The organism is Nocardia sp. NPDC005825, assembly GCF_040630175.1.
GTDB lineage: Bacteria > Actinomycetota > Actinomycetes > Mycobacteriales > Mycobacteriaceae > Nocardia.
This window is the reverse complement of record NZ_JBEXXC010000007.1, coordinates 40,119-60,235: the sequence shown is the minus strand read 5'-3', so window position 1 is coordinate 60,235 and position 20,117 is coordinate 40,119. Positions and strand designations below refer to the sequence as shown.

Below are 20,117 nucleotides of genomic sequence, written 5' to 3'. Positions count from 1 at the left end.
GCCGGGACTAGTTCGGCGGGCCGACGGTGAGGGTCACACTCACCGTCCGGCGCGCCCCGCCCGGTTCGCTGATCTCGAGCCGCACCACATCGTCCGGTTTATGGGCGTTGAGTGCGGCTTTCAGCATTTGTGAGCCCGTGACGGGGCGGTCGTCGAGGGCGGTGATGACCTCCCCGTCGGCGAGCCCGGCCTCGTAGGCGGGCTGTCCGTAGATGGCGACGTCGATGCGCGCCCCCGCCGGCCCTCCCGACTGCGGGGACGGCTGCGCGTCGGAGGTGAGGATGCCGAGGGTGGCGGTGGGGCCGATGTGCACGGTGTCGGTCGGTGTGCCGGAACGGATCTGGCGGACCACGCCCATGGCGGTGTCGATGGGCACCGCGTACCCGTTGGGCCCCTTGCCCACCGCCTTCGCCGCCTCGCCGGAGGCGGCGGTGACGACCCCGATCACCGAGCCGTAGCGGTCCACCAGCGCGCCGCCGGACTGCCCGGCGGCGACCGCGGCCGCGACCTCGATCATGCCGCGCAACGACTTCCGCGTCAGGTCGGCCGAATTGCGCGCCACGATGGACGAATCCAGATTGGTGATGGGCCCGCCCACCGCCGTCGGCGATCCGGTGCCGCCCGCATTGCCGATGGCCAGTACGTCGTCGCCCACGTGCAGCGGAGCGGAACTGCCGATCCGGGCGACCGGGAGCCCGCCCGCGCCCTGCAGATCCAGCAGGGCGATATCGGCCATGGCGTCGTATCCGGCCACGATGGCGGTGTAGACCGCGCCGGTGCCGACGTCCGAAACCGTCACGGTGTCAGCGCCTTTGATGACGTGATGGCTGGTCAGCACCTCCCCCGCGGCGCTGAGCACGATGCCGGATCCGGCCGCGCCCAGGCCGTAGGGGCGGATGCCCGCGGTGATATTGACCAGCGCCGGTTCCGCGACGCGCGACACCAGGGTGACGTCCAGCGGAGGCAGCGGCGGGCCGGTCAGTCCGGCGGTGGCGATCTGGTCGCCGAAGGGCCAGCGGGGCAGTTCGCCGCGGTAGCCGAGGAATCCGGTGATGCCGAGTACGACCACCACGATCAGCGCGAGCACCCGGCCGCCGCCACCGCGTCTGTCGCTGTCCACGGACCCTCCCGATTGCGGTTCGCCCGCCGGCTCGAGCAAGTGTCTCTCTACCGGTGTACCAGCATTTCCCCGGCCCGTTGCGCATTCAGTGGCTGAGTGCCGCGACGCCCAGCATGAACAGCACCCCGGCCAGGGTGCACACCAGCGGTCCCCGGGCGGGTTTGCCCGCGTGCGCCTCGGGCAGGATATCGGCCGTGGCGAGGTACAGCAGGAAGCCCGCGAAATAACCCAAGAACAGTCCGACCAGTCCGGATGGAACGCGGACCACCGTGCCGATCACGGCGCCGATCACCGGCGCGACCGCATCCAGCCCGAGCATGATCAGGCCGCGCTTGCGGGCATTGCCGTACAGCGTGGTCAGCGTGAACGTGTTGAATCCGTCCGCGAAGTCGTGACAGATGACCGCGATCGCCACCGCCACACCGGTCGCCGCGCCCGCCTGGAAACCGAAGCCGATGCTCAGACCGTCGAGCGTGCTGTGGAAGACCAGACCGCCCGCGGCCAGCAGCCCCAGCGAACTGAAGTCGTGATTGTGCTGGTGGGCGACGAATTCGTCCTCGTAGCCGGTGTGAATCGCCATGGATCGCTCGATCACGTGCACGGTGAAGAAGCCGACCACCGCGGCCAGCAGCGGCACCGGCACCCCCAGCACCTCGCTGTCGTCGAGCTCCAGCGCCTCGGGCATCAGGTCGAAGGCCACCACGCCGAGCATGACGCCCGCGGCCAGCCCCAGCACCAGGCGCTTGCGCTCGCCGATGCGCACCGCCAGCAGCCCGCCCACCAGGGTCGAGCACATCGACAAGAGGGCCAGCAGAATCGCCATTCCGCCAGCATGCCGACCGATTGCGAGGCCATCGACGCGGCGCGCCGGGGTAGGAAAACGGACGACGGGTTTGAGCTCCAAGGGACGCCGGAGTAGGCATTACTGCATGAGCACCGCCACCGCCTATGCCGTGAACACCCCGGACGGGTCCTTCGAGAAAGTCGCCATCGAGCGCCGCGAACTCGGTCCCCACGACGTGCTGATCGACGTGAAGTACGCGGGCATCTGCCACTCCGACATCCACACCGCCCGCAACGAATGGCATGGGACCGCCTACCCGTGCGTGCCCGGCCACGAGATCGCCGGCATCGTGGCGGCCGTCGGCTCCGAGGTGACCCGGCACCGGGTCGGCGACCGCGTCGGCGTGGGCTGCCTGGTCGGCTCGTGCGGCGAGTGCGAGTCCTGCGAGGCCGGGGAGCAGCAGTACTGCACCCGGGGCGCGGTGTGGACCTACAACTCCCCCGTGCCCGCCGAACAGCAGGCCGGCGGTCGGACCCTCGGCGGCTACTCCACGCAGATCGTGGTGACCGAGGGCTTCGTGCTGTCCATCCCCGAGGGCATCGGGCTGGATGTGGCCGCGCCGCTGCTGTGCGCGGGCATCACCCTGTTCTCACCGCTGCGGCACTGGAACGCCGGCCCGGGCAAGCGGGTCGCCATCATCGGCATGGGCGGGCTCGGACACATCGGCGTGAAGATCGCCGCCGCCATGGGCGCGGAGGTGACCGTGCTCAGCCACTCGCTGTCCAAGCAGGAGGACGGCCGCCGGTTCGGCGCGCACCACTATTACGCCACCGGCGACCGCGCCACCTTCAAGCAGCTGCGCGGCACCTTCGACCTGATCATCAACACCGTGTCCGCGGATCTGCCGATCGAGGACTACCTCAAGCTGCTGCGCCTGGACGGCAGCCTGGTGGCGCTGGGCCTGCCGGACCAGCCCTACAGCATCCGGGCCTCCGTGCTGGCGGGCTTCCGCCGCTCACTGTCCGGGTCCATGATCGGCGGCATCGCCCAGACCCAGGAGATGCTGGACTTCTGCGCCGAGCACGGCATCGGCGCGGAGATCGAGGTCATCCCCGCCGACCGCATCGACGACGCCTACGAGCGCGTGATCGCCTCCGACGTGCGGTACCGCTTCGTCATCGACGCCGCCACCATGTGACACCGCGGGGTATGTCGCACCGGCCGCTGCGAAATACCCCGCGCCGCACGTCATTCGCCGTCGGCTACCGGTCCGACTGCTCGCGCAGGGCCTGCTTGGCGGCGTCCTGCACCTTGTCCACCGCGCCGGCGAACTTGCCGTCGGTCTGCTGGTCCAGCGCGTCGCCGGCCTTGTCGATCAACGGCTCCAGCTTGTCGGCGTGCTGACCCGCCAGCTCCGCCGCCTTGCCCGCCGCGTCCTTCAACTGATCGAACATGCCCACGGTCCACACTCCTGTCTCGAAACAACGTCCAGGACAGGCTATCTCCGCACGACGGGCGGGACGGCGCCGCTCAGTTCGCGGGCGGCGGGCTGAAGACGCCGAAGCGGTTGCCGGAGGTGTCGAGCAGTTCGGCGAAGACCAGACCGTTCTTGGCGGTCATGGGCTGCAGGAACACCTTGCCGCCCTGCTTCTCGGCCGTCGCCAGGGTCGCGGCGACGTCCTGGACCAGCACGTAGAAGATGGCGTGATTGGCCGAGGCGTCGTCGACGTGCGCGAGGCCGCCGGCGGGCATCTCGTTGCCCGGGTAGGTGATGAGGTCGTAGCCGCTGTCCTGGTCCGGGTCCTGCGCGAAGTTCCAGCCGAACAGGCCGTTGTAGAAGGTCTTCACCGAGTCGGGCTGGTCGCTGCCGACCTGGAACCAGGCGACGGTGTTGAAGGGCGGGGTGGTCATGGCTGTCTCCCGTGGGGTCGTCGTGGATTTCTCGTTCCCCACCACGATCTCGTCGCCCGGCGACAACCCCCTGTCGGTGTTTTCCGATCTTTTGTCGGTGTTTTTCCGGACCTAGCCGAGCGAGATCGCCCGGATCTCGTGCACCGGCTCGGCGGGGCTGCACGTCTCGATGGACCGCTCCGGCCCGATCCGCCCGGTCAGCTCGATCGCCTTCATCCGGTCGAGCCGGAAATTGCGCGGTTCGTCGCGTAGCAGGCACCAGCCCAGCAGGTACCAGCCCCGGCCGCCGTGCAGCAGGGCCACCGGCTCCACCTCGCGTTCGCTGAGGACACCCGCCCGATCCAGGTATTCGATGCGCAGCACCCGCCGCGCCACCACGGCCTGCTCCACCTCGGGCGGCACCGGCATGGGCGCGACCGCCTCGGGCGATTCCAGCAGCCGCACCCGCAGCGCCAATTGCCGTGCGGCGGCGGCGTTCTGGGCCGACATGGCGGCCAGGATCTTGCGCAGCGCGCTGCGCCCCGCGTCGGCGAACGGACCGCCGTCGGCGCGCGCCACCGCGACGGCCAGCGCCACCGCCTCGGCCGCGGTGAAGTTCAGCGGCGGCAGCGACATGCTCTTCTCCAGCGCGTACCCGCCCCGCCGCCCCACATCGGCGTAGATGGGCACCCCCGACTGCTGGAGCGCGCTGATGTCCCGCTCGACCGTGCGCACGCTCACCCCGTGCCGCGCGGCGAGTTCCCGTGCGGTGCGCAGGCGCGGCGACACCGCCCGCAACTCCTCGACGATCGCGTAGAGCCGGTCCGTGCGGTTCACGCCCACACCGTAGCGAGGCCCACCGACAATTCCAGGGGCCCGGGGACCTACTTCCCCTGCTGGTCCGGCGGTATCTGATCGCCCTTCTGGTCGTAGGTGGGAATGTGCTCCTTCTCGCCCTCGGGATCGTCCACCGGCTGATCGCCCTTGCCCGTCGGATCCATGCGTCCTGCCTTTCTCGAAAAGTGATGGCCCGCACACTAATCGCGGATTCATGACCGATTCGTGACAGCGAACGCGCGGAACCCCGGTCCGATCGGCGGATCGAACCGGGGTTCCGGGATGAGAACGCTACGGCCTCAGGCGGTTTCGCCCGCGGCCGCTTCCGCGCGGCGGCGGACGCGACGGGCGGCGGCCACCAGATTGCGCAGCGACGGATCCAGCTGCCAGTGGTGGCGGGTCTTGAGACCGCCGTCCGGGTTGGCCCACAGCCGTTCCGGGCTGACGGCCTCGGCGGCCGCGGTGAGGAGCTCGTCCAGTTCGTCGATGTCAGGGATCCGCGCGGACCGCGATTCGTAGACGCCGGGGCCGACGCCGTGGGTGAGGCCGCGGCCCTCGGCGCAGTCCTCCTTCAACGCCTCCAGCACCCATTCGATGGAGCGGGTGGCGACGATGGCGGTGACGTCGGCGTCGAGTTCCTCGATGGCCGCCACCACGTCGCCGCGGCTGGAATAGCCGATGTGCGTGTGGATCTGGGTCTCGGGCTTGATGCCGGAGGTGGCCAGCTTGAACGCGCCGACCGCCCAGCGCAGGTACTCGGCCTGCCCCTTCTTGCGCAGCGGCAGCAGTTCGCGGATGGACGGCTCGTCCACCTGGATGATGGCGATGCCCGCCTTCTCCAGGTCCACGACCTCGTCGCGGATGGCCAGCGCCACCTGGTCGGCGGTCTCGTAGAGCGGCTGGTCCTGACGCACGAAGGAGCGGGCCAGCATGGTGACCGGACCGGTGACCATGCCCTTGACCGGCTTGTCGGTGAGCGACTGCGCGTACGCGGTCCACGACACCGACATCGGCTCGGGGCGGGCCACGTCGCCGTACACGATCGGCGGCCGCACACAGCGGGAGCCGTACACCTGCACCCAGCCGAAGTGGGTGGTGGCCATGCCGTCCAGCTGTTCGGCGAAGAACTGGATCATGTCGTTGCGCTCGTGCTCGCCGTGCACCAGCACATCCAGGCCGATGTCCTCCTGCAACCGGATGGTGGACTCGATCTCGGCTTCGATGCGCTTGCGGTACTCGTCGAACGACAACCGGCCCTGGCCGAGGTCGTGGCGCGCCTGCCGGGCGGTCGGGGTCTGCGGGAACGAGCCCAGCGTGGTGGCGGGCACCAGCGGCAGCTGAAGTTTGGCCTGCTGCGCCAGCTTTCGCGTCTCGTACGGTTCGCGCACCCGCATCTGCGGGGTCACGGCGTAGACGCGCTGGCGCACCGCGTGCTTCTGCTTGAAGTGCACCGAGGTCGGCTTCTTGCGCCACTTCTCCGAGGGGCCCTCGGTGAGCGCCTTGGCCAGCGAGACCACTTCCAGCACCTTCTGCTTGGCGAAGGCGAGGCGGTCGGCGACATTGCCCTCCAGCTCGTATTCGCGCAGCACGTCGTAGGGCACGTGCAGCAGCGAGGCGCCGGTCGACACCACCATGTCGGGGCAGACCTGGGCGAGCGCGTTGAGGTATTCCAGCGTCACGTACCGGTCGGCGCGCCACACATTGGTGCCGCTGATGACGCCGGCGTAGAGCCGCTTGCGCTTGATGCCGGGGATGGCGGCCAGGTCCTCGGGCCGGACCCGGTAGCTGGCCAAGTCCAGGCCGATGGCCTCGACCGACGTTCGGCACAGGATTTCGGTGGCCTCGCCGAAATCACCGTAGGAGCCGGTGACCAGCATGCGGGGACGCAGCGGGGCCTTGGACAGCCGCTGGTAGGTCTTCTCGAACAGCTCCATGGTGGAGGGCGAGCGGTCGCTGGTGAAACAAGGCTCGTCGAGCTGCACACAGGTGGCGCCGCGCTTGGCGAGCACCTCGAACAGTTCCTCGTACACCGGTAGCAGCTTGTCGAGCAGCACCAGCTTGTCGAATTCGGTCTCGCCGGGCACGTGTCCGGTCTTGGACAGCAGCAGCAGCGACAGCGGGCCGAGCACCACCGGACGCAGCTCGATGCCCGCAGCCTTCGCGCGGTCGAACTCGTCGAGCAGCGCTTCGGGGTGCAGCGAGAACTCGGTGTCGGGCTCGAGTTCCGGCTGCCGGTAGTGGTACGGCGTGTTCAGCAGCTTGACCAGCTCGAGCGGCGGCAGATCGGGCCGGCCGCGAGCCATCAGGAAGTAGAAGTCCAACGGGTCCAGGGATTCCCGGAAGGGCTCGAACCGCTGCGGGACCGCGCCGAACAGCAGCGCGTTGTCGAGAATGTGGTCGTAGAAGGAGAAGGTGTTGCCGGGGACCTGGGTCAACCCGGTGGCAGCCAGCTCCAGATACTGACTCTCCTGAATCTCGCGCCCGACCGCGAGCAGTTCGTCACGGGAAAGCGTGCCGTGCCAATACGACTCGAGTGCACGCTTGAGTTCGCGGTGTTGCCCGATCCGCGGGTAACCCAGAATGCTGGACCCGAATCCGTCGGCGACGTTGACCATGAGAAGGACACTCCTTCCGAGCTGCTGGCCGGAATCGACCTGTTTGCAGCTTATGCCCGGTGAAGGTGGACGCCGCCACATGCCCGGCGACGCGCACCTTGGAAAACTGACGAGCGGTGAGCCCCGCCCCCGCGACGACTGATCTCGCGAGATGCGGGTAACTCACCGGGGACGTCCACAATCGGTTCGGCACCCAACCGCCGGCACGGGTTGCCGACGGCGACGGCTCTCAGCCGCCCGCTGAGTACGCGGAGAGGCGGGCTAGCCGCGGTTGTACTGGTAGAAGCCCGCTCCGGCCTTCTTACCGAGGAGACCCGCTTCGACCATGCGCATCAGCAGCGGCGGCGCGCTGTAGAGCGGCTCCTTGAACTCCGAGTACATGGAGTCGGCGATGGACTTCACGGTGTCGAGGCCGACCAGGTCGGTCAGCGCCAGCGGGCCCATCGGGTGGGCACAGCCCAGCACCATGGCCTTGTCGACGTCTTCCTTGGTGGCGAAACCGGATTCGACCATCCGGATGGCCGAGAGCAGGTAGGGCACCAGCAGCGCGTTGACCACGAAACCGGAGCGGTCGGCGGAGCGCACGACCTGCTTGCCCAGCACGTCGGCGGCGAACTGCTCGGCGCGCTTGGTGACGGTCTCGGTGGTCTTGAGGGTGGTGACCAGCTCGACGAGCGGCAGCACCGGCACCGGGTTGAAGAAGTGCATGCCGACCACCCGCTCCGGGTTGTTGGTCGCCACGGCGATCTTCATGATCGGAATGGAGGAGGTGTTGGAGGCCAGCACCGCGTTGGGGTCGGTGACGACCTTGTCGAGTTCGCTGAAGATCGCGGTCTTCACGTCCTCGTTCTCCACGACGGCCTCGACCACCAGCTGGCGGTCGGCGAAGTCGCCGAGGTCGCTGGTGAAGCGCAGCCGCCAGGCGGCCTGCTCGCGCTCACGCTCGGTGATCTTGCCGCTGGACACCCCGCGGTCCAGCGACCGCAGGATGCGGGCGCGGCCGGCGGCGGCGAGTTCGCGGGTCTGCTCGAACACGAGGACATCGACATGTGCCCGGGCGCAGACCTCTGCGATGCCCGCACCCATCTGTCCCGCGCCGATGATGCCGACGCGCTGAATCTTCTCTGTGCTCACGGTCCCGCTCCTGCTCTTTGGCCGTCGTGGCTATGGATGAAGGCGTCGTATAACTGAACGACCCTGCGCCTTCGTAAGGTCTCGACAAACTGGTCTTGCAAAAAACGCTATAGGAAAATGCCCTCCCCGCCGGGGCTGTCGACGGGAAGGGCGTATGAACTCCGCTGGGAGGGGGCTTGCCATCCCCTCCCAGCGGGGTTCCGGGTCCTCGGGGGCGGCCGAAGTTGTGATGCGACTGCCGCCCCGAGGTTTGTCCTCGGTCAGTTGCCAAAGGCGACAACTGATTTCGTGAGGTCCGGGTAACTCACCGGGTACGCCCAGAATTGGTTCGGTACCCAACCGCGGGCCGGGTCGCCCCGGCCAACGGCTCTCTGCCGCCCGCAAAGGCGCGGAGAGGCGGGTCAGCTCAGTGGAACTGGCCCTCTTCGGTCGAGCCCTTCAGCGCAGCGGTGCTGGTGTTGGGGTCGACGGTGGTGGCGATGGTGTCGAAGTAGCCGGCGCCGACCTCACGCTGGTGCTTGACGGCGGTGAAGCCACGCTCGGCGGCGGCCTTGAACTCGCGCTCCTGCAGGTCGACGAACGCGGTCATGCCCTCGCGGGCGTAGCCGTGCGCCAGGTCGAACATGCCGTAGTTCAGCGAGTGGAAGCCGGCCAGGGTGATGAACTGGAACTTGAAGCCCATGGCGCCCAGCTCACGCTGGAACTTCGCGATGGTGGCGTCGTCCAGGTGCGCCTTCCAGTTGAAGGACGGCGAGCAGTTGTAGGCCAGCAGCTGGTCCGGGAACTCGCTGCGCACCGACTCGGCGAACTTGCGCGCGACCTCGAGGTCCGGCACGCCGGTCTCCATCCAGATGAGGTCGGCGTAGGGGGCGTAGGCCTTGGCACGCGCGATGCAGGGGTCGATGCCGTTGCGGGTACCGAAGAAGCCCTCGGCGGTGCGGGTGCCGTCCAGGAACTCGCGGTCGCGCTCGTCCACATCGGAGGTGATGAGGGTGGCGGCCTCGGCGTCGGTGCGGGCGATGATCACCGACGGCACGTCGGCGACGTCGGCGGCCAGACGCGCGGAGGTCAGGGTGCGGATGTGCTGCTGGGTGGGGATCAGCACCTTGCCGCCCAGGTGGCCACACTTCTTCTCGGAGGCCAGCTGGTCCTCCCAGTGCACGCCGGCCGCGCCGGAGGCGATCATGGCCTTCTGCAGCTCGTAGGCGTTCAGCGCGCCACCGAAGCCGGCCTCGGCGTCGGCGACGATCGGGGCCAGCCAGTTGGCGACCGAGGTGTCACCCTCGACCTTGGCGATCTCGTCGGCGCGCAGCAGCGCGTTGTTGATGCGACGCACCACGGCCGGAACCGAGTTGGCCGGGTACAGCGACTGGTCCGGGTAGGTGTGGCCGGAGAGGTTCGCGTCACCGGCGACCTGCCAACCGGACAGGTAGATGGCCTTGAGGCCCGCGCGGACCTGCTGCACGGCCTGGTTACCGGTGAGGGCGCCCAGGGAGTTGATGTAGTCCTCGTTGTTGACGAGATCCCACAGGATCTCGGCACCACGGCGGGCGAGGGTGTGCTCCTCGACGACGGTGCCCTGCAGCTTCACGACCTGCTCGGCGGTGTAGTTGCGGGTGATGCCCTTCCAGCGGGGGTTGGTGTCCCAATCCTGCTGGATCTCCGCAGCGGTCTTCGGGGTGCCGACCTTCGACATCTCTGACTCCACTTCTTCGTTCGGTCTCGGTAGCCCCGCCGGTCGAATTCCCCGGGGGGATGTTCGACCACTGCTGGAGCGGCAATTTGCAGACTTGCTAGGCCCGCGAGGTGTACTTCCACACGATGGCACAGGAAAAAATGTCCGTCTACCTGTTGCAAGTGTGAATCCCCGCTAGCTTTCACCGGCATCTTGCTAAGCCTGCAAAATTTGCCTGTTAATAGCAGCGGTGGAATCTACTCGCCGGTAGCGCTGACGTGCAGTTTTGCATAACGCCCGTACTGTTTGGGTGATGCGGGCCACCGGTGCATGACGCGCCGATGGCCGTCCAGATGTGAGCACCTTCACAGCACAGTGTGATCTTGGTTGTTGTGAGGCATGCCACCGGGGTCCGATTTTCAGACCGTTCGGTCGACTGGGAGACAAATTTCTAGCATCGCTAGACAATCTAGCCACCGTGTTGTTATCGTTGCTTCAGTTCCTAGCACCGCTAGATTTCAGCCGAAAGAGGCCCCCGATGTTCATCCTGACCGGCCAGATCCTCGTCGCCCTCGCGATCCTCGCCAACGCCGTCGTCTACGGAACCGACTGGTCCGTCGCCCTCATTACCCGGTCCGTCTACCGCGACCACCTCGACGACGCGACCGTCACCATCAGCGCCGGCTGGGGCCACTACTACGGCGACAAGCGCATGCCGATCTTCGGCGCCGGCGGCGTCATCACCGCCGTCCTCGCCCTCGGCTGCGCGATCGCCGCCGGACAGGCCGCCGCCGCGGTCGCCGCCGGACTCGCGCTCGCCGCCCTGCTCACCTGGCTGGCCTGCTACGTCCTCATCGCCAAGCCGATCAACACCGCGCAGACCGAGGCCGCGCGGACCGGCGTCATCCCCGCCGATGCCCGTGCGCTGCAGGACAAGTGGGACAGCATCCTCAATGCCCGGGTCGCCCTGCAGACCATCGCCCTGTCCGGCCTGATCGCCGCCCTCGCCCTGTTCTGACCGCACCCCCACACACGCGAGGCCCCGCACCGAATCCGGTGCGGGGCCTCGTGTTTCCGGCGGGCACCCCTCAGCCCGTCGACCGCTCGGTGAGCGCCACGGGTGGCGGGGTGGGCGGCGGGCCGGGCTCGGTGGAGACCCGGGTCCCGCAACTGGTCGCCACCACGAGCATGACGGTGACGGCGAACATCAGCACCGCGGCGCAGCCGATGGCGAACCACCCGGCGTGGATCCGGCGCGGGAACGGCACGTACATGCCGAGCCCGCCGACGTAGATGATCATCGGATCGCCTCCCGCCCCGGCCGATTCCGGACACCGGCGGTCAGTTCGCGGCCCTCCGGGGACCGGGGATGGCATCGCTCGATCGGCCGCCGCGCCCGTGGCCCGCGCTCCTGGCGCGGCTCCGTCTCCGCCGCGCCGCCGGTGTCGCGCAGCGCGAGCAGGCACATGGCGTCGGTGAGGCCGAGCCCGATCAGCGCGGCGTGCAGTGTCGCCGATTCGGCGTCGAATTCCCCCGCGGGACCGGAGAATCCGAGCAGGACCAGCTCCGCGAGCCGAACTCCCGCCAGCGCCTCCTCCCTGGTCAGACGCCGCGTCGTGGGCAGATACGAGAGCACCCACCGTCCCCGCCCCGGCTCGGGCACATCCACCCGGAACGCCACCTCGTGAGCGACGTCCGAGGTGATCAGCCACTCGTTTTCCCATACGGCCATCCCGATCCTCCGTTCCACTCGGACCCGCCCCGTCCCGGCATTGCCCGACGCTTCCATTGGACCGTCCGCGGGCCGCCGTCCCCGTACCGCGATGTCCCGCCGTTTCTTCCCGGCCCGAACCGGCTCCGACCTGCGCCGAGAGTGGGCCCGGGTCCGGAAGTTTCCCGCCCGGCCCCGGATTTCTTCGCTACCGTCGATAGCGAATACAGCTGTCCGCCAAGCGAATACGCCCGGTTCACCGATTGCCGGGCGATGGCGGGCGGTCGAGGAGGTGCCCCGATGGAGTCGACCGCCGCTTCCTCGCAGGAGATCGCCCGGCTCGGCCGTTCGCTGCGGGCGCTCGGCCTGAGCGAGCAGACCTTGGTGGAGCCACTGGCCGTCGAGCTGCTGCGGCGGGGGCTGCGGCCGCGGACGGCGTGGCGCAAGGCCAAGGGCCTCAATCAGCGGCAGGCGGCGGAGCGGTTCAATCAGCTTGCGCCCCTGGTGGATCCGGATGGCCATCGGGAGCCGCGGATGAAGAACAGCCGGCTGTGCGAGATCGAGAAGTGGCCCGCCCGCACGCCGGAGGGGTACGGCTATCGGGCGCCCGCGCTGCACACGCTGGAGCTGCTCGCGCTGGTGTACAACACCACCTGGGACCGGCTGGTCGACATCGAGGATCTGGCGCACCTGTCGCCGGACGATCGCCGCGCCTATCAGTCCGCGCGGGAACGCCTGGGGCTCAATCGGACCGGGGCCGGGCAGCTGTACGTGCCGACAGCGGATTCGACGACCTTCATCGGGCGCCGCCATCCCCTGGAGGAGATGCGCCGCCGGGTCGACCTGCATTTCCTGGGCGACTCCCGCGCGCAGCTGATCACGGGTGTCGCCGGGGTGGGCAAGACCGCCTTCACCCGGCAGCTGGTGGCCAAGTTCGCCGACCGCTTCCCGGACGGCGCGGTGTGGCTGGGGATGCGCAGTCACGATCGGGAGGCGGGCGCGAACAGCGCGTCCCGGCTGCTGGCGGCGGGCCTGAGCCAGCTGGGGGTGCGGCCGCCGCTGCGGGCCGATCAGGGCCGGTTGGCGCAGCTGTGGCAACGGGAGACCGCGGGGCGGCGGCTGCTCGTGGTGTTCGACGATGTGCTGGAGAGCAAGCAGATCCGGCCGTTGCTGCCGCAGTCGCCGAGCTGCTTCGTGGTGATCACCAGCCGGCGTCCGCTGACCGGCATGGTGCGGGTCAATCAGCTGGAGCTGGAGCCGCTGGGCCCGGACGAGGCCGAGGAGATGCTGGCCACGCTGGGCAATCTGGGTGCGGGCTACGACTCCGCGGCGGCTCGCCGGATCGTGGAGGTGGCGGGCGGGCTGCCGCTGCCGATCCGCTTGGTGGCGGGCCGGATCAGCCGCCGGCCGGGTCTGTTGGCGGACCTGCGTGACGACCTCGACGCCCTGAGCACCCTGGTGACGCTGCCCGCGACCGGGCCGAGCGTGGGCATGTGCCCCGCGGAGCTGATCCTCGACAAGTTCTCCGCCGAGGACGAGTCCATGCGCGACGCCTTCGCCCTCTCGTATGCCCGGCTCCGCGACGAGGAGGCGCGGCGCGCGGTGCGGCTGCTCGGCTGGTTCCCGAGTTCGACGGTGTCCTCCGATGATTTCGCGGCCATGGCGCAGGCCGAGGACTCGGCCGCGAAACGCCTGCTGCAGCGGGTCTTCGAGGACGGGATGATCGATCAGCTCGCCAGTCGTCCGGGTCATCAGCGGTATCGGATGCACAATCTGCTGCACCTCTACGCCCGCTGCCGCGCCGACGCGGAGAGCCTGCCCGGCGAGCACGGGGCCGCGCTGGGCCGCCTGCTCGGGCACTATCTGGAGACGGCCGGCGGTATCGGGAAACCGCGCCCCTTCGACACCGTGCATCCGCACGCGGGCCGCGACTTCCGCAATCCGAACATGGCCGTCATGCAGGCCCGGCTGTGGTTCGAGGAGCGGCTGGGCACCATGCTGGCCTGCGCCCGCACCGCCGAACGCACCTCGGATACCGCGCGGTTCGCCGATCTGCTGGCCGGGCAGCTCGCCACCCTGGGCTATCTGGCCGAGAGCCGCAGCATGTTCGAGCTCGCCACCTCGATCAATCACGCCATCGGCGACCGGACCGCCGAATGCGACGCCTGGTACGGCCTCGGTCACCTGCTCAAGACGGTGCGCGAATACTCCAGGGCCGCGGTCTGTTTCGAGCACGCCCGGCGGCTGGCCGAGGATATCGGCGATCATGCCCGCACCGCCCGCGCCCTGCTCTGGCATGCCGCCGCGCTGCGTCACCAGGATCGCCGCGATGCCGCCCGCGACGCGGTCCGGCAGGTCCTGCGCATCGCGCATTCGCTCGATGACCTGCATCTGGAGTGCGACGCCCTGCGCGAGCTCGGCCATATCGAGCGGCTCAGCGAGCGGTACGCCGCGGGCGACGAGTACTACCACCGGGCGCACGCCATCGCGCAGCGGATCGGGGACGGCTACTGCGAGGGCTGGTCGGTGTGGGGGCTGGGCGGGATCGCGGGTCTGCGCGGCGACCTGGACGAGGCCTGGACGCTGTTCGAGGAGGCCTACCGGATCAGCAAGGAGATCCCGGACACCCTGCTCCAGATCGACACCCTGCGCGGCTTCGGCCACATCCACCGCAACCGCGGCGAATTCGACGCCGCCCGCATCAAATACGAGGAATCGCGCGCCCTCACCCGCGGCATGTCCGACGCGGGCGGCGAGGCGGCCGCGTGGTGGGCGCTCGGCGAGCTCGAACGCCGCGCCGACAACCCGGCCCTGGCGCAGGTCTATCTGGAGAAGGCCCGCACCCTCTGCGAGGGCATCGATCCCGCCCGCCTGCTGAAGGTCCAGCAGACGCTGACCGCGCTCGGCGCGTGACCGCGCGGCCCATCGGTCCGGCCCGCACCGTCCCATCTGGTCCGATGTGCGGCGGGCCGGTCGGGCTACCCTTCTGGTCACTTGGCCAGCGAACCCGCGCGGGCGGGATTACCCTGCTCGCGTGAGTCCCGAACGCTGCGATGGAATTCTGCTCGCGGCCGGTGCCGGTCGGCGATATGGCATGCCGAAAGTGCTGGCCGAGGGTGGCGCGTGGCTGCGCGGGGCGGTGCGGGCGCTGCGGGACGGCGGCTGCGAACGGATCGTCGTGGTGCTGGGCGCGACCGGACCCGTGTATCGGGCGCCGGACGGCGGCTGGCTGGTGACGCAAACCTCGGGCATAGCGATTCCCGAAGGCGTGCAACCCATTTGGGTCGAGGACTGGGACCTCGGACTGAGCGCGTCGACCCGTGCGGGCCTGGCGGCGGCGGCCGCGCCCGGGATCACCGCGGGCTCCCCGGCGGCCGCCCCCGCCGAGTTCGTGGCCATCATGCCGGTGGACACGCCGGACGTCGGCCCCGCGGTGGTGGCGCGGGTGATCGCGGCGGCGCGGGCGAGCGAGAGCCGAGTGGCGCGCGCGTTCTTCGGGTCGGTCCCGGGTCATCCGGTGGTGCTGGGGCGCGCGCACTGGGCGGGGGTCCGCGCGAGCGCGGAGGGAAATTCGGGGGCGGGCACTTATTTACGAGAACGAGCGGATATGGTGTGCGTCACGTGCGATGACCTCGCTACGGGGGTCGATCGGGATTATCCGGCGGGCAGCGCACTGTGAGCGGGAGCATGTGATGCGGGAAATCATCGACGACCTTCTTCGGGTGTGGCACAGCGGTCGGACCGGAGGGCTGGCCACTCTCGTTCGGGCACAGGGCGCCACGCCGGTGCCGATCGGTTCGGCCATGGTGGTCGACGCCGACGGCCGGGCCTTCGGATCCATCTCGGCGGGCTGCGCCGAGGCCGCCGCGTACGAGGCGGCCGCGGAGTCGGCGCGCACCGGCCGGCGCGGGCTGCAGCGGTTCGGTCCGGGCAGCGGCCTGGACGCCCAGATGGACTGCGTCGGCACCCTCGACGTCTTCACGGAACCGTTCTCGCGCAGGCACTTTCCGGAATTCCCGGATATCGCGGCGGATATCGACGCGCAGCGTCAGGTCACGCTGTTCACCGTGGTCTGGCATTCGGATCCGGACGTGATCGGGCAGCACCTCATCACCGACCGCAAGCACGGCACCGAGCTGGTATCGCTCCCCGACTCCGACGTGTTCGTGTCCTCGTTCGCCCGCCCGCCGCATCTGATCCTGGTGGGGGCCAATGCTTTCGCGAGCGCACTGGCCACCCAGGCCCGGATGCTGGGCTACCGGATCACCATCGTCGACGCCCGGCCGACCTTCGCCAACTCGACCGCCTATCCCGGCTGCGAGGTGGTGGTCGACTGGCCGCACCGCTATCTCAACACCCTGGCCTCGGCCGGCGAGATCGATCGCGATACCGCCATGGTGGTGCTCTCGCACGACCCGAAGTTCGAAATCCCTTTGCTCACAGTCGCTTTGCGACTACCCGAGCTGGGGTATCTGGCCGCCCTGGGTACCCCGGCGTCGCACGGGCATCGACTGGAGGCCCTGCAGGCGGGTGGTTTCAGCGACGAGACCCTCGCCCGCCTGCACTCCCCGGCGGGCCTGGACATCGGGGCGCGCACCCCGGCCGAGACCGCCGTCTCGATCACCGCGGAACTGCTGGCGGTCCGCAACGGCAGGTCGGCCGAGCCGCTGTCCACCTCGCCGGGTGGGGGCCGGCGCCACGTGCAACTGGCGCGCTGACCCCCCGGTCCCGGTCTACTGCTTCAATTCCGGGTGCTCGGCGAACATCTCCTTCAGCACCGACAGGTCGAACAGCTGCTCGGCCTTGATGTCGATCTTGGACTTGCCGAGCGCCGCGATGTTCTGCGCGATGAGCTCGTCGGTCATGGTGAACAGGCCGTTGGCCTTGGTGTTCGCGGACACCACCAGATCGTTCTGCGCCATCGCCTCGAGCGACTGTTCCTTCAGTTCCAGCCGCTGGTCCTTGCCGTACACCTCCACGGCCAGCCGCGCCGCCTCGCCGGGGTTCGCGACAGCGTCCTTCCAACCCTTCACCTCCGCCATCAGGAACGCCTTCAGCTTCTCGCGCTCGGTGTCGATGGTCTTCTGGTGCACGGTCAGCGTCTCCGCGACCAGCGGCAGCCCGAAATCGGCGAACAGGAAGTTGATGTTCTGGAATCCCTTGGACGCCAGGGTGATCGGCTCATTGGTGGCGTAGCTGACCCAGCCGTCCACCTCGCCGTTGGCCAGCGGCGTCGGATCGTATTGCGCGGGCACCACGGTGACGTCGCCCGGTGACATGTTGTTGGCGGCGAGCAGCGCGTTGAAGATCAGCTGATTGGTGTCCTGCACCCCGATCTTGCGGCCCTTCATGTCCTGCGGGCTGCGGATCGGCTTGTTCGCGGCGCTCACGATGCAGAAGGGGTTCTTCTGATACGTGGTGCCGACGATCTTGGCGGGCAGACCCTCCAGAATGGCGGGCGCGGTGGTCTGCGGCGCGGACATGCCGATCCAGATCTTGCCGGTGCCGAGCCCGGCCTCCACCGAGGTGCTGGCCGCGCCGCCCGCGATCAGATTCACCGACCCGAATCCGGCGTCCTTGTAATAGCCCTTGGAATCGGCGAAATACTCCCCCGCGAATTCGATGTTCTTCAGCCAGGACAACTGCACCGCCACGGTCCCGAACTTGGAACCGTCGGCGACACTGCCGTTCCCGCCGCCCGACGAGTCCTTTCCGCAGGCGGCGAGCACCCCCGCCGCACTCACCGCCGCACCGGCCAGCCCGGCGTAGCGGAAGAAGGAGCGACGGCCCATGGACAACTGCGCGGCCGGAACCGGCCGGAACAAACCACTCATGCGGCGAATGTAGGCGGTTTCGATTTCCGATTTTTTGCTTTGACCAACGTATTTGTATGCGCCGCGTTAACTCGTGTGCTCAATCCCGTCCCGTGCGCGGCGAGAAACGCGCCAGCACCAGGTTCTCCAATACGCCGACCACCGCGTAGGCCACCACCGACACCACCGTGACCAGCGCGATCGAGGCCCACAACCGGTTGTACTGGAACGTGGGAATGGCGCGGATCAGCCCCGCGCCCAAACCTGTTCCGCTACCCAGCCATTCGCCGAGCAGTGCCCCGATGAGCGCGCCCGGCACCGAGATTCGCGCCGCCGCGAACACCGAAGGCAACGCGGCGGGCAATGCCACCATGCGCAGCGCCGTCCAGTGCGAACCCCCGTAGGCCACCACGAGTTCGGTGGCCTGCCGGGGCGCGGACCGCAAGCCGGTCATGATCATCACCAGCGCCGGGAAGAACACCACGATCGCCGCCATGACGGTGACGCCCAGCACCCCGCGGCCGAACACCAGGACGATGATCGGGGTGATCGCGACCAGCGGCACCGACCGCAGCAGCATGGCGACCGGCATGAACGCCTGCGCCACCGCCGGGACGCCCACGAACACCGCGGCCACCAGCAGCGCCGCGCCCATCCCGGAACCGAACCCGATCGTCGCGTCCCGCAGCGTGATCCGCAGTTCGCCGAAGACGACCGCGCGGGCGGACTCGGAGGTGGGCCCGGTGACCAGGTACCGCCACACCTCGCCCGGACTCTTGCCGACCAGCCCGACCTGCGGATACAGCTTCAGGAAGCCGTACCACAGCGCCACCAGCAGGATCAGCGAAACCAGCAGCGGCAGCAGGAATCTGCCGATCGGACGCAGCACGGTCAGGGTTCTCATCACGCCTCCGCTCGCGTCCACGGCACCGCGATCCGGGCCACCAGCGCCACGATCGCGTAGCCGAGCCCGGCCAGCGCGGCCGCGGCCAGCGCCATGCCCCAGGTGCGCGGCACGTTGTAGGCGGTCTGCGCGGCGGTCAGCGCCACCCCGATGCCGCTGTCCACGCCGCCCAGGTACTCGCCGATGATCGCGCCCAGCACCGCGGACGGGGCGGCGATCTTCAAGGCCGCCAGGGTGTTCGGCAGTGCCGCGATCAGCTGCACCCGCCACAGTCGCTGCCAGCGGCCGCCGCCGTAGGCGCGCACCAGATCCAGCCCGGTGGGGTCGGCCGACCGCAGGCCCGAGACCGTCCCGACCATGGTGGTGAAGAAGCAATACATGGCCGCCAGGAACACCGTGGGCGTGCGGCCGCCGAACACCACCAGGATGATCGGCCCCAGCGCCAGCAGCGGCGTGCAGTAACTGAGGATGGCCAGCTGGGTGACCAGCATTTCGATCGGCGGGATCAGCACCACCAGCACCGCGAGCGCGATCGCCAGCCCGTTCCCCCACGCGAAGCCCTGCAGCGCGCCCCACGCGGTGATCCGGAAGTTCGGCCCGTAGAGCGCCCAGCCGTCGGTGTACATGGTGCGCAGCACCGTCCACGGGCTGGGCACCGTGCCGCCCGCGACGCGGAGCTCGGCCAGCAGGGTCCACAGCAGGAGCAGCGCGAGAATGCCCGCCGCGCCGCCGATTCGGGTCAGGCGGTTCATTCCGTCGCCACCCCTCCGTGCCCGCTGCGCCCGAACAGCAGCTCCGACAGGTAGTCGTGCAGCTTGTGGAATTCGGGGGTGCGCATCATCTCCGGGGTGCGGGGGCGCGGCAGATCGATCTCGACGATCTCCACCACCCGGCCCGGCCGCGGACTCATCACCGCCACCACGTCGGAGAGGAAGACGGCCTCGGCGATGCCGTGCGTGACCATCAGGGTGGTGGCGGGTTTCTCGGTCCAGATGCGCAGCAGTTCCAGATTCAGCCGCTGCCGGGTCATGTCGTCGAGTGCGCCGAACGGTTCGTCGAGCAGCAGGATGGTCGGCTTCACCACCAGCGCGCGGGCGATCGAAACCCGTTGCCGCATACCGCCGGACAGCTGCGCGGGCTTGCTCTTCTCGAAGCCCTCCAGCCCGACCAGCGCGATCAGGTCCGCGATCAGCGCCTTGTCCACCGGCAGGCCCGCCACCTGCAACGGCAGCTTGATATTGGATTCCACACTGCGCCACGGCAACAGCGCGGAATCCTGGAAGGCGATCCCGAACTGATGCCGCCGCCGCAGCTCGGCCGGGGTCTCGCCATTGATCCGCGCCGTCCCCGCCGACGGCGACTCCAGATCCGCGAGAATCCGCAGGATCGTGGACTTGCCGCAGCCCGAAGGGCCCAGCAGCGACAGGAACGCGCCCTGTTCGGTGTGCAGATCCACCGCGTCCAGGGCGGCCACCGTCCGCCGCCCCGATCGGAAGGTCTTGCTCAGCCCGCTGATGTGAATGCCCGTCCCCGCGGCCACTTCCGAACTCATAGGGCCACGGTAGGTGCCCGCAATTGCGGGCGGATTGCGAATGAACAGACCAGATGACCGACTTGTTACGGAGCGGCCGGAA

The 20,117-nt window shown here is 69.0% G+C and carries 19 protein-coding genes; 5 read left to right on the top strand and 14 right to left on the bottom strand.

Features of this window, described 5'->3' with window-relative positions; genetic code table 11:
• Positions 1–7 precede the first annotated feature (7 nt).
• Positions 8–1,120, bottom strand: a complete 1,113-nt coding sequence (locus tag ABZ382_RS20105; protein WP_357090863.1) for a trypsin-like peptidase domain-containing protein — start codon at positions 1,118–1,120, stop codon at positions 8–10.
• An 85-nt stretch (positions 1,121–1,205) separates the two neighbouring features.
• Positions 1,206–1,943 carry a ZIP family metal transporter gene (locus tag ABZ382_RS20100; RefSeq protein ID WP_357090861.1) on the bottom strand — a complete coding sequence of 246 codons (738 nt, stop codon included), beginning with the start codon at positions 1,941–1,943 and terminating at the stop codon, positions 1,206–1,208.
• A gap of 106 nt (positions 1,944–2,049) precedes the next feature.
• On the opposite strand from ABZ382_RS20100, the gene ABZ382_RS20095 reads away from it, so the two are divergent.
• Positions 2,050–3,102 (top strand): NAD(P)-dependent alcohol dehydrogenase, encoded by a 1,053-nt coding sequence (locus ABZ382_RS20095; RefSeq protein ID WP_357090859.1) that lies wholly within the window; start codon positions 2,050–2,052, stop codon positions 3,100–3,102.
• 64 nt (positions 3,103–3,166) lie between these two features.
• Here the strand turns inward: ABZ382_RS20095 and ABZ382_RS20090 are convergent, their stop codons facing one another.
• The 6 genes from ABZ382_RS20090 to aceA all read right to left on the bottom strand — a co-directional run bounded on the left by ABZ382_RS20090 (position 3,167) and on the right by aceA (position 10,076).
• Positions 3,167–3,358: an antitoxin gene (locus ABZ382_RS20090; protein WP_357090857.1), complete on the bottom strand. Its 192-nt coding sequence runs from the start codon at positions 3,356–3,358 to the stop codon at positions 3,167–3,169.
• Positions 3,359–3,434: 76 nt separating this feature from the next.
• On the bottom strand, positions 3,435–3,815 hold the full coding sequence (locus ABZ382_RS20085) for a VOC family protein (RefSeq protein ID WP_357090855.1): 381 nt from the start codon (positions 3,813–3,815) through the stop codon (positions 3,435–3,437).
• A gap of 111 nt (positions 3,816–3,926) precedes the next feature.
• Positions 3,927–4,631 carry a WYL domain-containing protein gene (locus tag ABZ382_RS20080; protein WP_357090853.1) on the bottom strand — a complete coding sequence of 235 codons (705 nt, stop codon included), beginning with the start codon at positions 4,629–4,631 and terminating at the stop codon, positions 3,927–3,929.
• Positions 4,632–4,930: 299 nt separating this feature from the next.
• Entirely contained in the window at positions 4,931–7,246 is a 2,316-nt protein-coding gene (metE, locus tag ABZ382_RS20075) for a 5-methyltetrahydropteroyltriglutamate--homocysteine S-methyltransferase (RefSeq protein WP_357090851.1), read from the bottom strand.
• A gap of 261 nt (positions 7,247–7,507) precedes the next feature.
• Positions 7,508–8,380, bottom strand: coding sequence for a 3-hydroxybutyryl-CoA dehydrogenase (locus ABZ382_RS20070; RefSeq protein WP_357090850.1), 873 nt, complete (start codon positions 8,378–8,380; stop codon positions 7,508–7,510).
• Between the two features lie 406 nt (positions 8,381–8,786).
• Positions 8,787–10,076 (bottom strand): isocitrate lyase, encoded by a 1,290-nt coding sequence (gene aceA / locus ABZ382_RS20065; RefSeq protein ID WP_357090848.1) that lies wholly within the window; start codon positions 10,074–10,076, stop codon positions 8,787–8,789.
• A gap of 517 nt (positions 10,077–10,593) precedes the next feature.
• On the opposite strand from aceA, the gene ABZ382_RS20060 reads away from it, so the two are divergent.
• Positions 10,594–11,073: a DUF1772 domain-containing protein gene (locus ABZ382_RS20060; RefSeq protein WP_357090847.1), complete on the top strand. Its 480-nt coding sequence runs from the start codon at positions 10,594–10,596 to the stop codon at positions 11,071–11,073.
• 70 nt (positions 11,074–11,143) lie between these two features.
• Here the strand turns inward: ABZ382_RS20060 and ABZ382_RS20055 are convergent, their stop codons facing one another.
• Together ABZ382_RS20055 and ABZ382_RS20050 are read right to left on the bottom strand one after the other, a co-directional pair.
• On the bottom strand, positions 11,144–11,356 hold the full coding sequence (locus tag ABZ382_RS20055) for a hypothetical protein (RefSeq protein WP_357090845.1): 213 nt from the start codon (positions 11,354–11,356) through the stop codon (positions 11,144–11,146).
• Positions 11,353–11,787 carry a hypothetical protein gene (locus tag ABZ382_RS20050; RefSeq protein ID WP_357090843.1) on the bottom strand — a complete coding sequence of 145 codons (435 nt, stop codon included), beginning with the start codon at positions 11,785–11,787 and terminating at the stop codon, positions 11,353–11,355. Before ABZ382_RS20050 ends, ABZ382_RS20055 begins: the two co-directional genes overlap by 4 nt.
• Before the next feature lie 279 nt (positions 11,788–12,066).
• On the opposite strand from ABZ382_RS20050, the gene ABZ382_RS20045 reads away from it, so the two are divergent.
• The 3 genes from ABZ382_RS20045 (at position 12,067) to ABZ382_RS20035 (ending at position 16,484) form a co-directional block, all read left to right on the top strand.
• Positions 12,067–14,679, top strand: a complete 2,613-nt coding sequence (locus ABZ382_RS20045) for a tetratricopeptide repeat protein (RefSeq protein WP_357090841.1) — start codon at positions 12,067–12,069, stop codon at positions 14,677–14,679.
• A 121-nt stretch (positions 14,680–14,800) separates the two neighbouring features.
• A complete protein-coding gene (locus ABZ382_RS20040; protein ID WP_357090839.1) occupies positions 14,801–15,445 on the top strand; it encodes an NTP transferase domain-containing protein in 645 nt (214 codons plus the stop codon).
• A 13-nt stretch (positions 15,446–15,458) separates the two neighbouring features.
• Positions 15,459–16,484, top strand: coding sequence for an XdhC family protein (locus ABZ382_RS20035; RefSeq protein ID WP_357090837.1), 1,026 nt, complete (start codon positions 15,459–15,461; stop codon positions 16,482–16,484).
• A gap of 15 nt (positions 16,485–16,499) precedes the next feature.
• Here ABZ382_RS20035 and ABZ382_RS20030 read toward each other — a convergent pair whose 3' ends face one another.
• The 4 genes from ABZ382_RS20030 to ABZ382_RS20015 form a co-directional block, all read right to left on the bottom strand.
• Positions 16,500–17,600, bottom strand: a complete 1,101-nt coding sequence (locus ABZ382_RS20030; RefSeq protein ID WP_357090835.1) for an ABC transporter substrate-binding protein — start codon at positions 17,598–17,600, stop codon at positions 16,500–16,502.
• A gap of 79 nt (positions 17,601–17,679) precedes the next feature.
• Entirely contained in the window at positions 17,680–18,483 is an 804-nt protein-coding gene (locus tag ABZ382_RS20025; RefSeq protein ID WP_357090833.1) for an ABC transporter permease subunit, read from the bottom strand.
• Positions 18,483–19,235, bottom strand: a complete 753-nt coding sequence (locus ABZ382_RS20020; protein WP_357090831.1) for an ABC transporter permease subunit — start codon at positions 19,233–19,235, stop codon at positions 18,483–18,485. Before ABZ382_RS20020 ends, ABZ382_RS20025 begins: the two co-directional genes overlap by 1 nt.
• Complete coding sequence (locus tag ABZ382_RS20015; RefSeq protein ID WP_357090829.1) at positions 19,232–20,035, bottom strand: ABC transporter ATP-binding protein; 804 nt, start codon at positions 20,033–20,035, stop codon at positions 19,232–19,234. The genes ABZ382_RS20020 and ABZ382_RS20015 overlap by 4 nt, the downstream gene beginning before the upstream one ends.
• Positions 20,036–20,117: the final 82 nt, after the last annotated feature.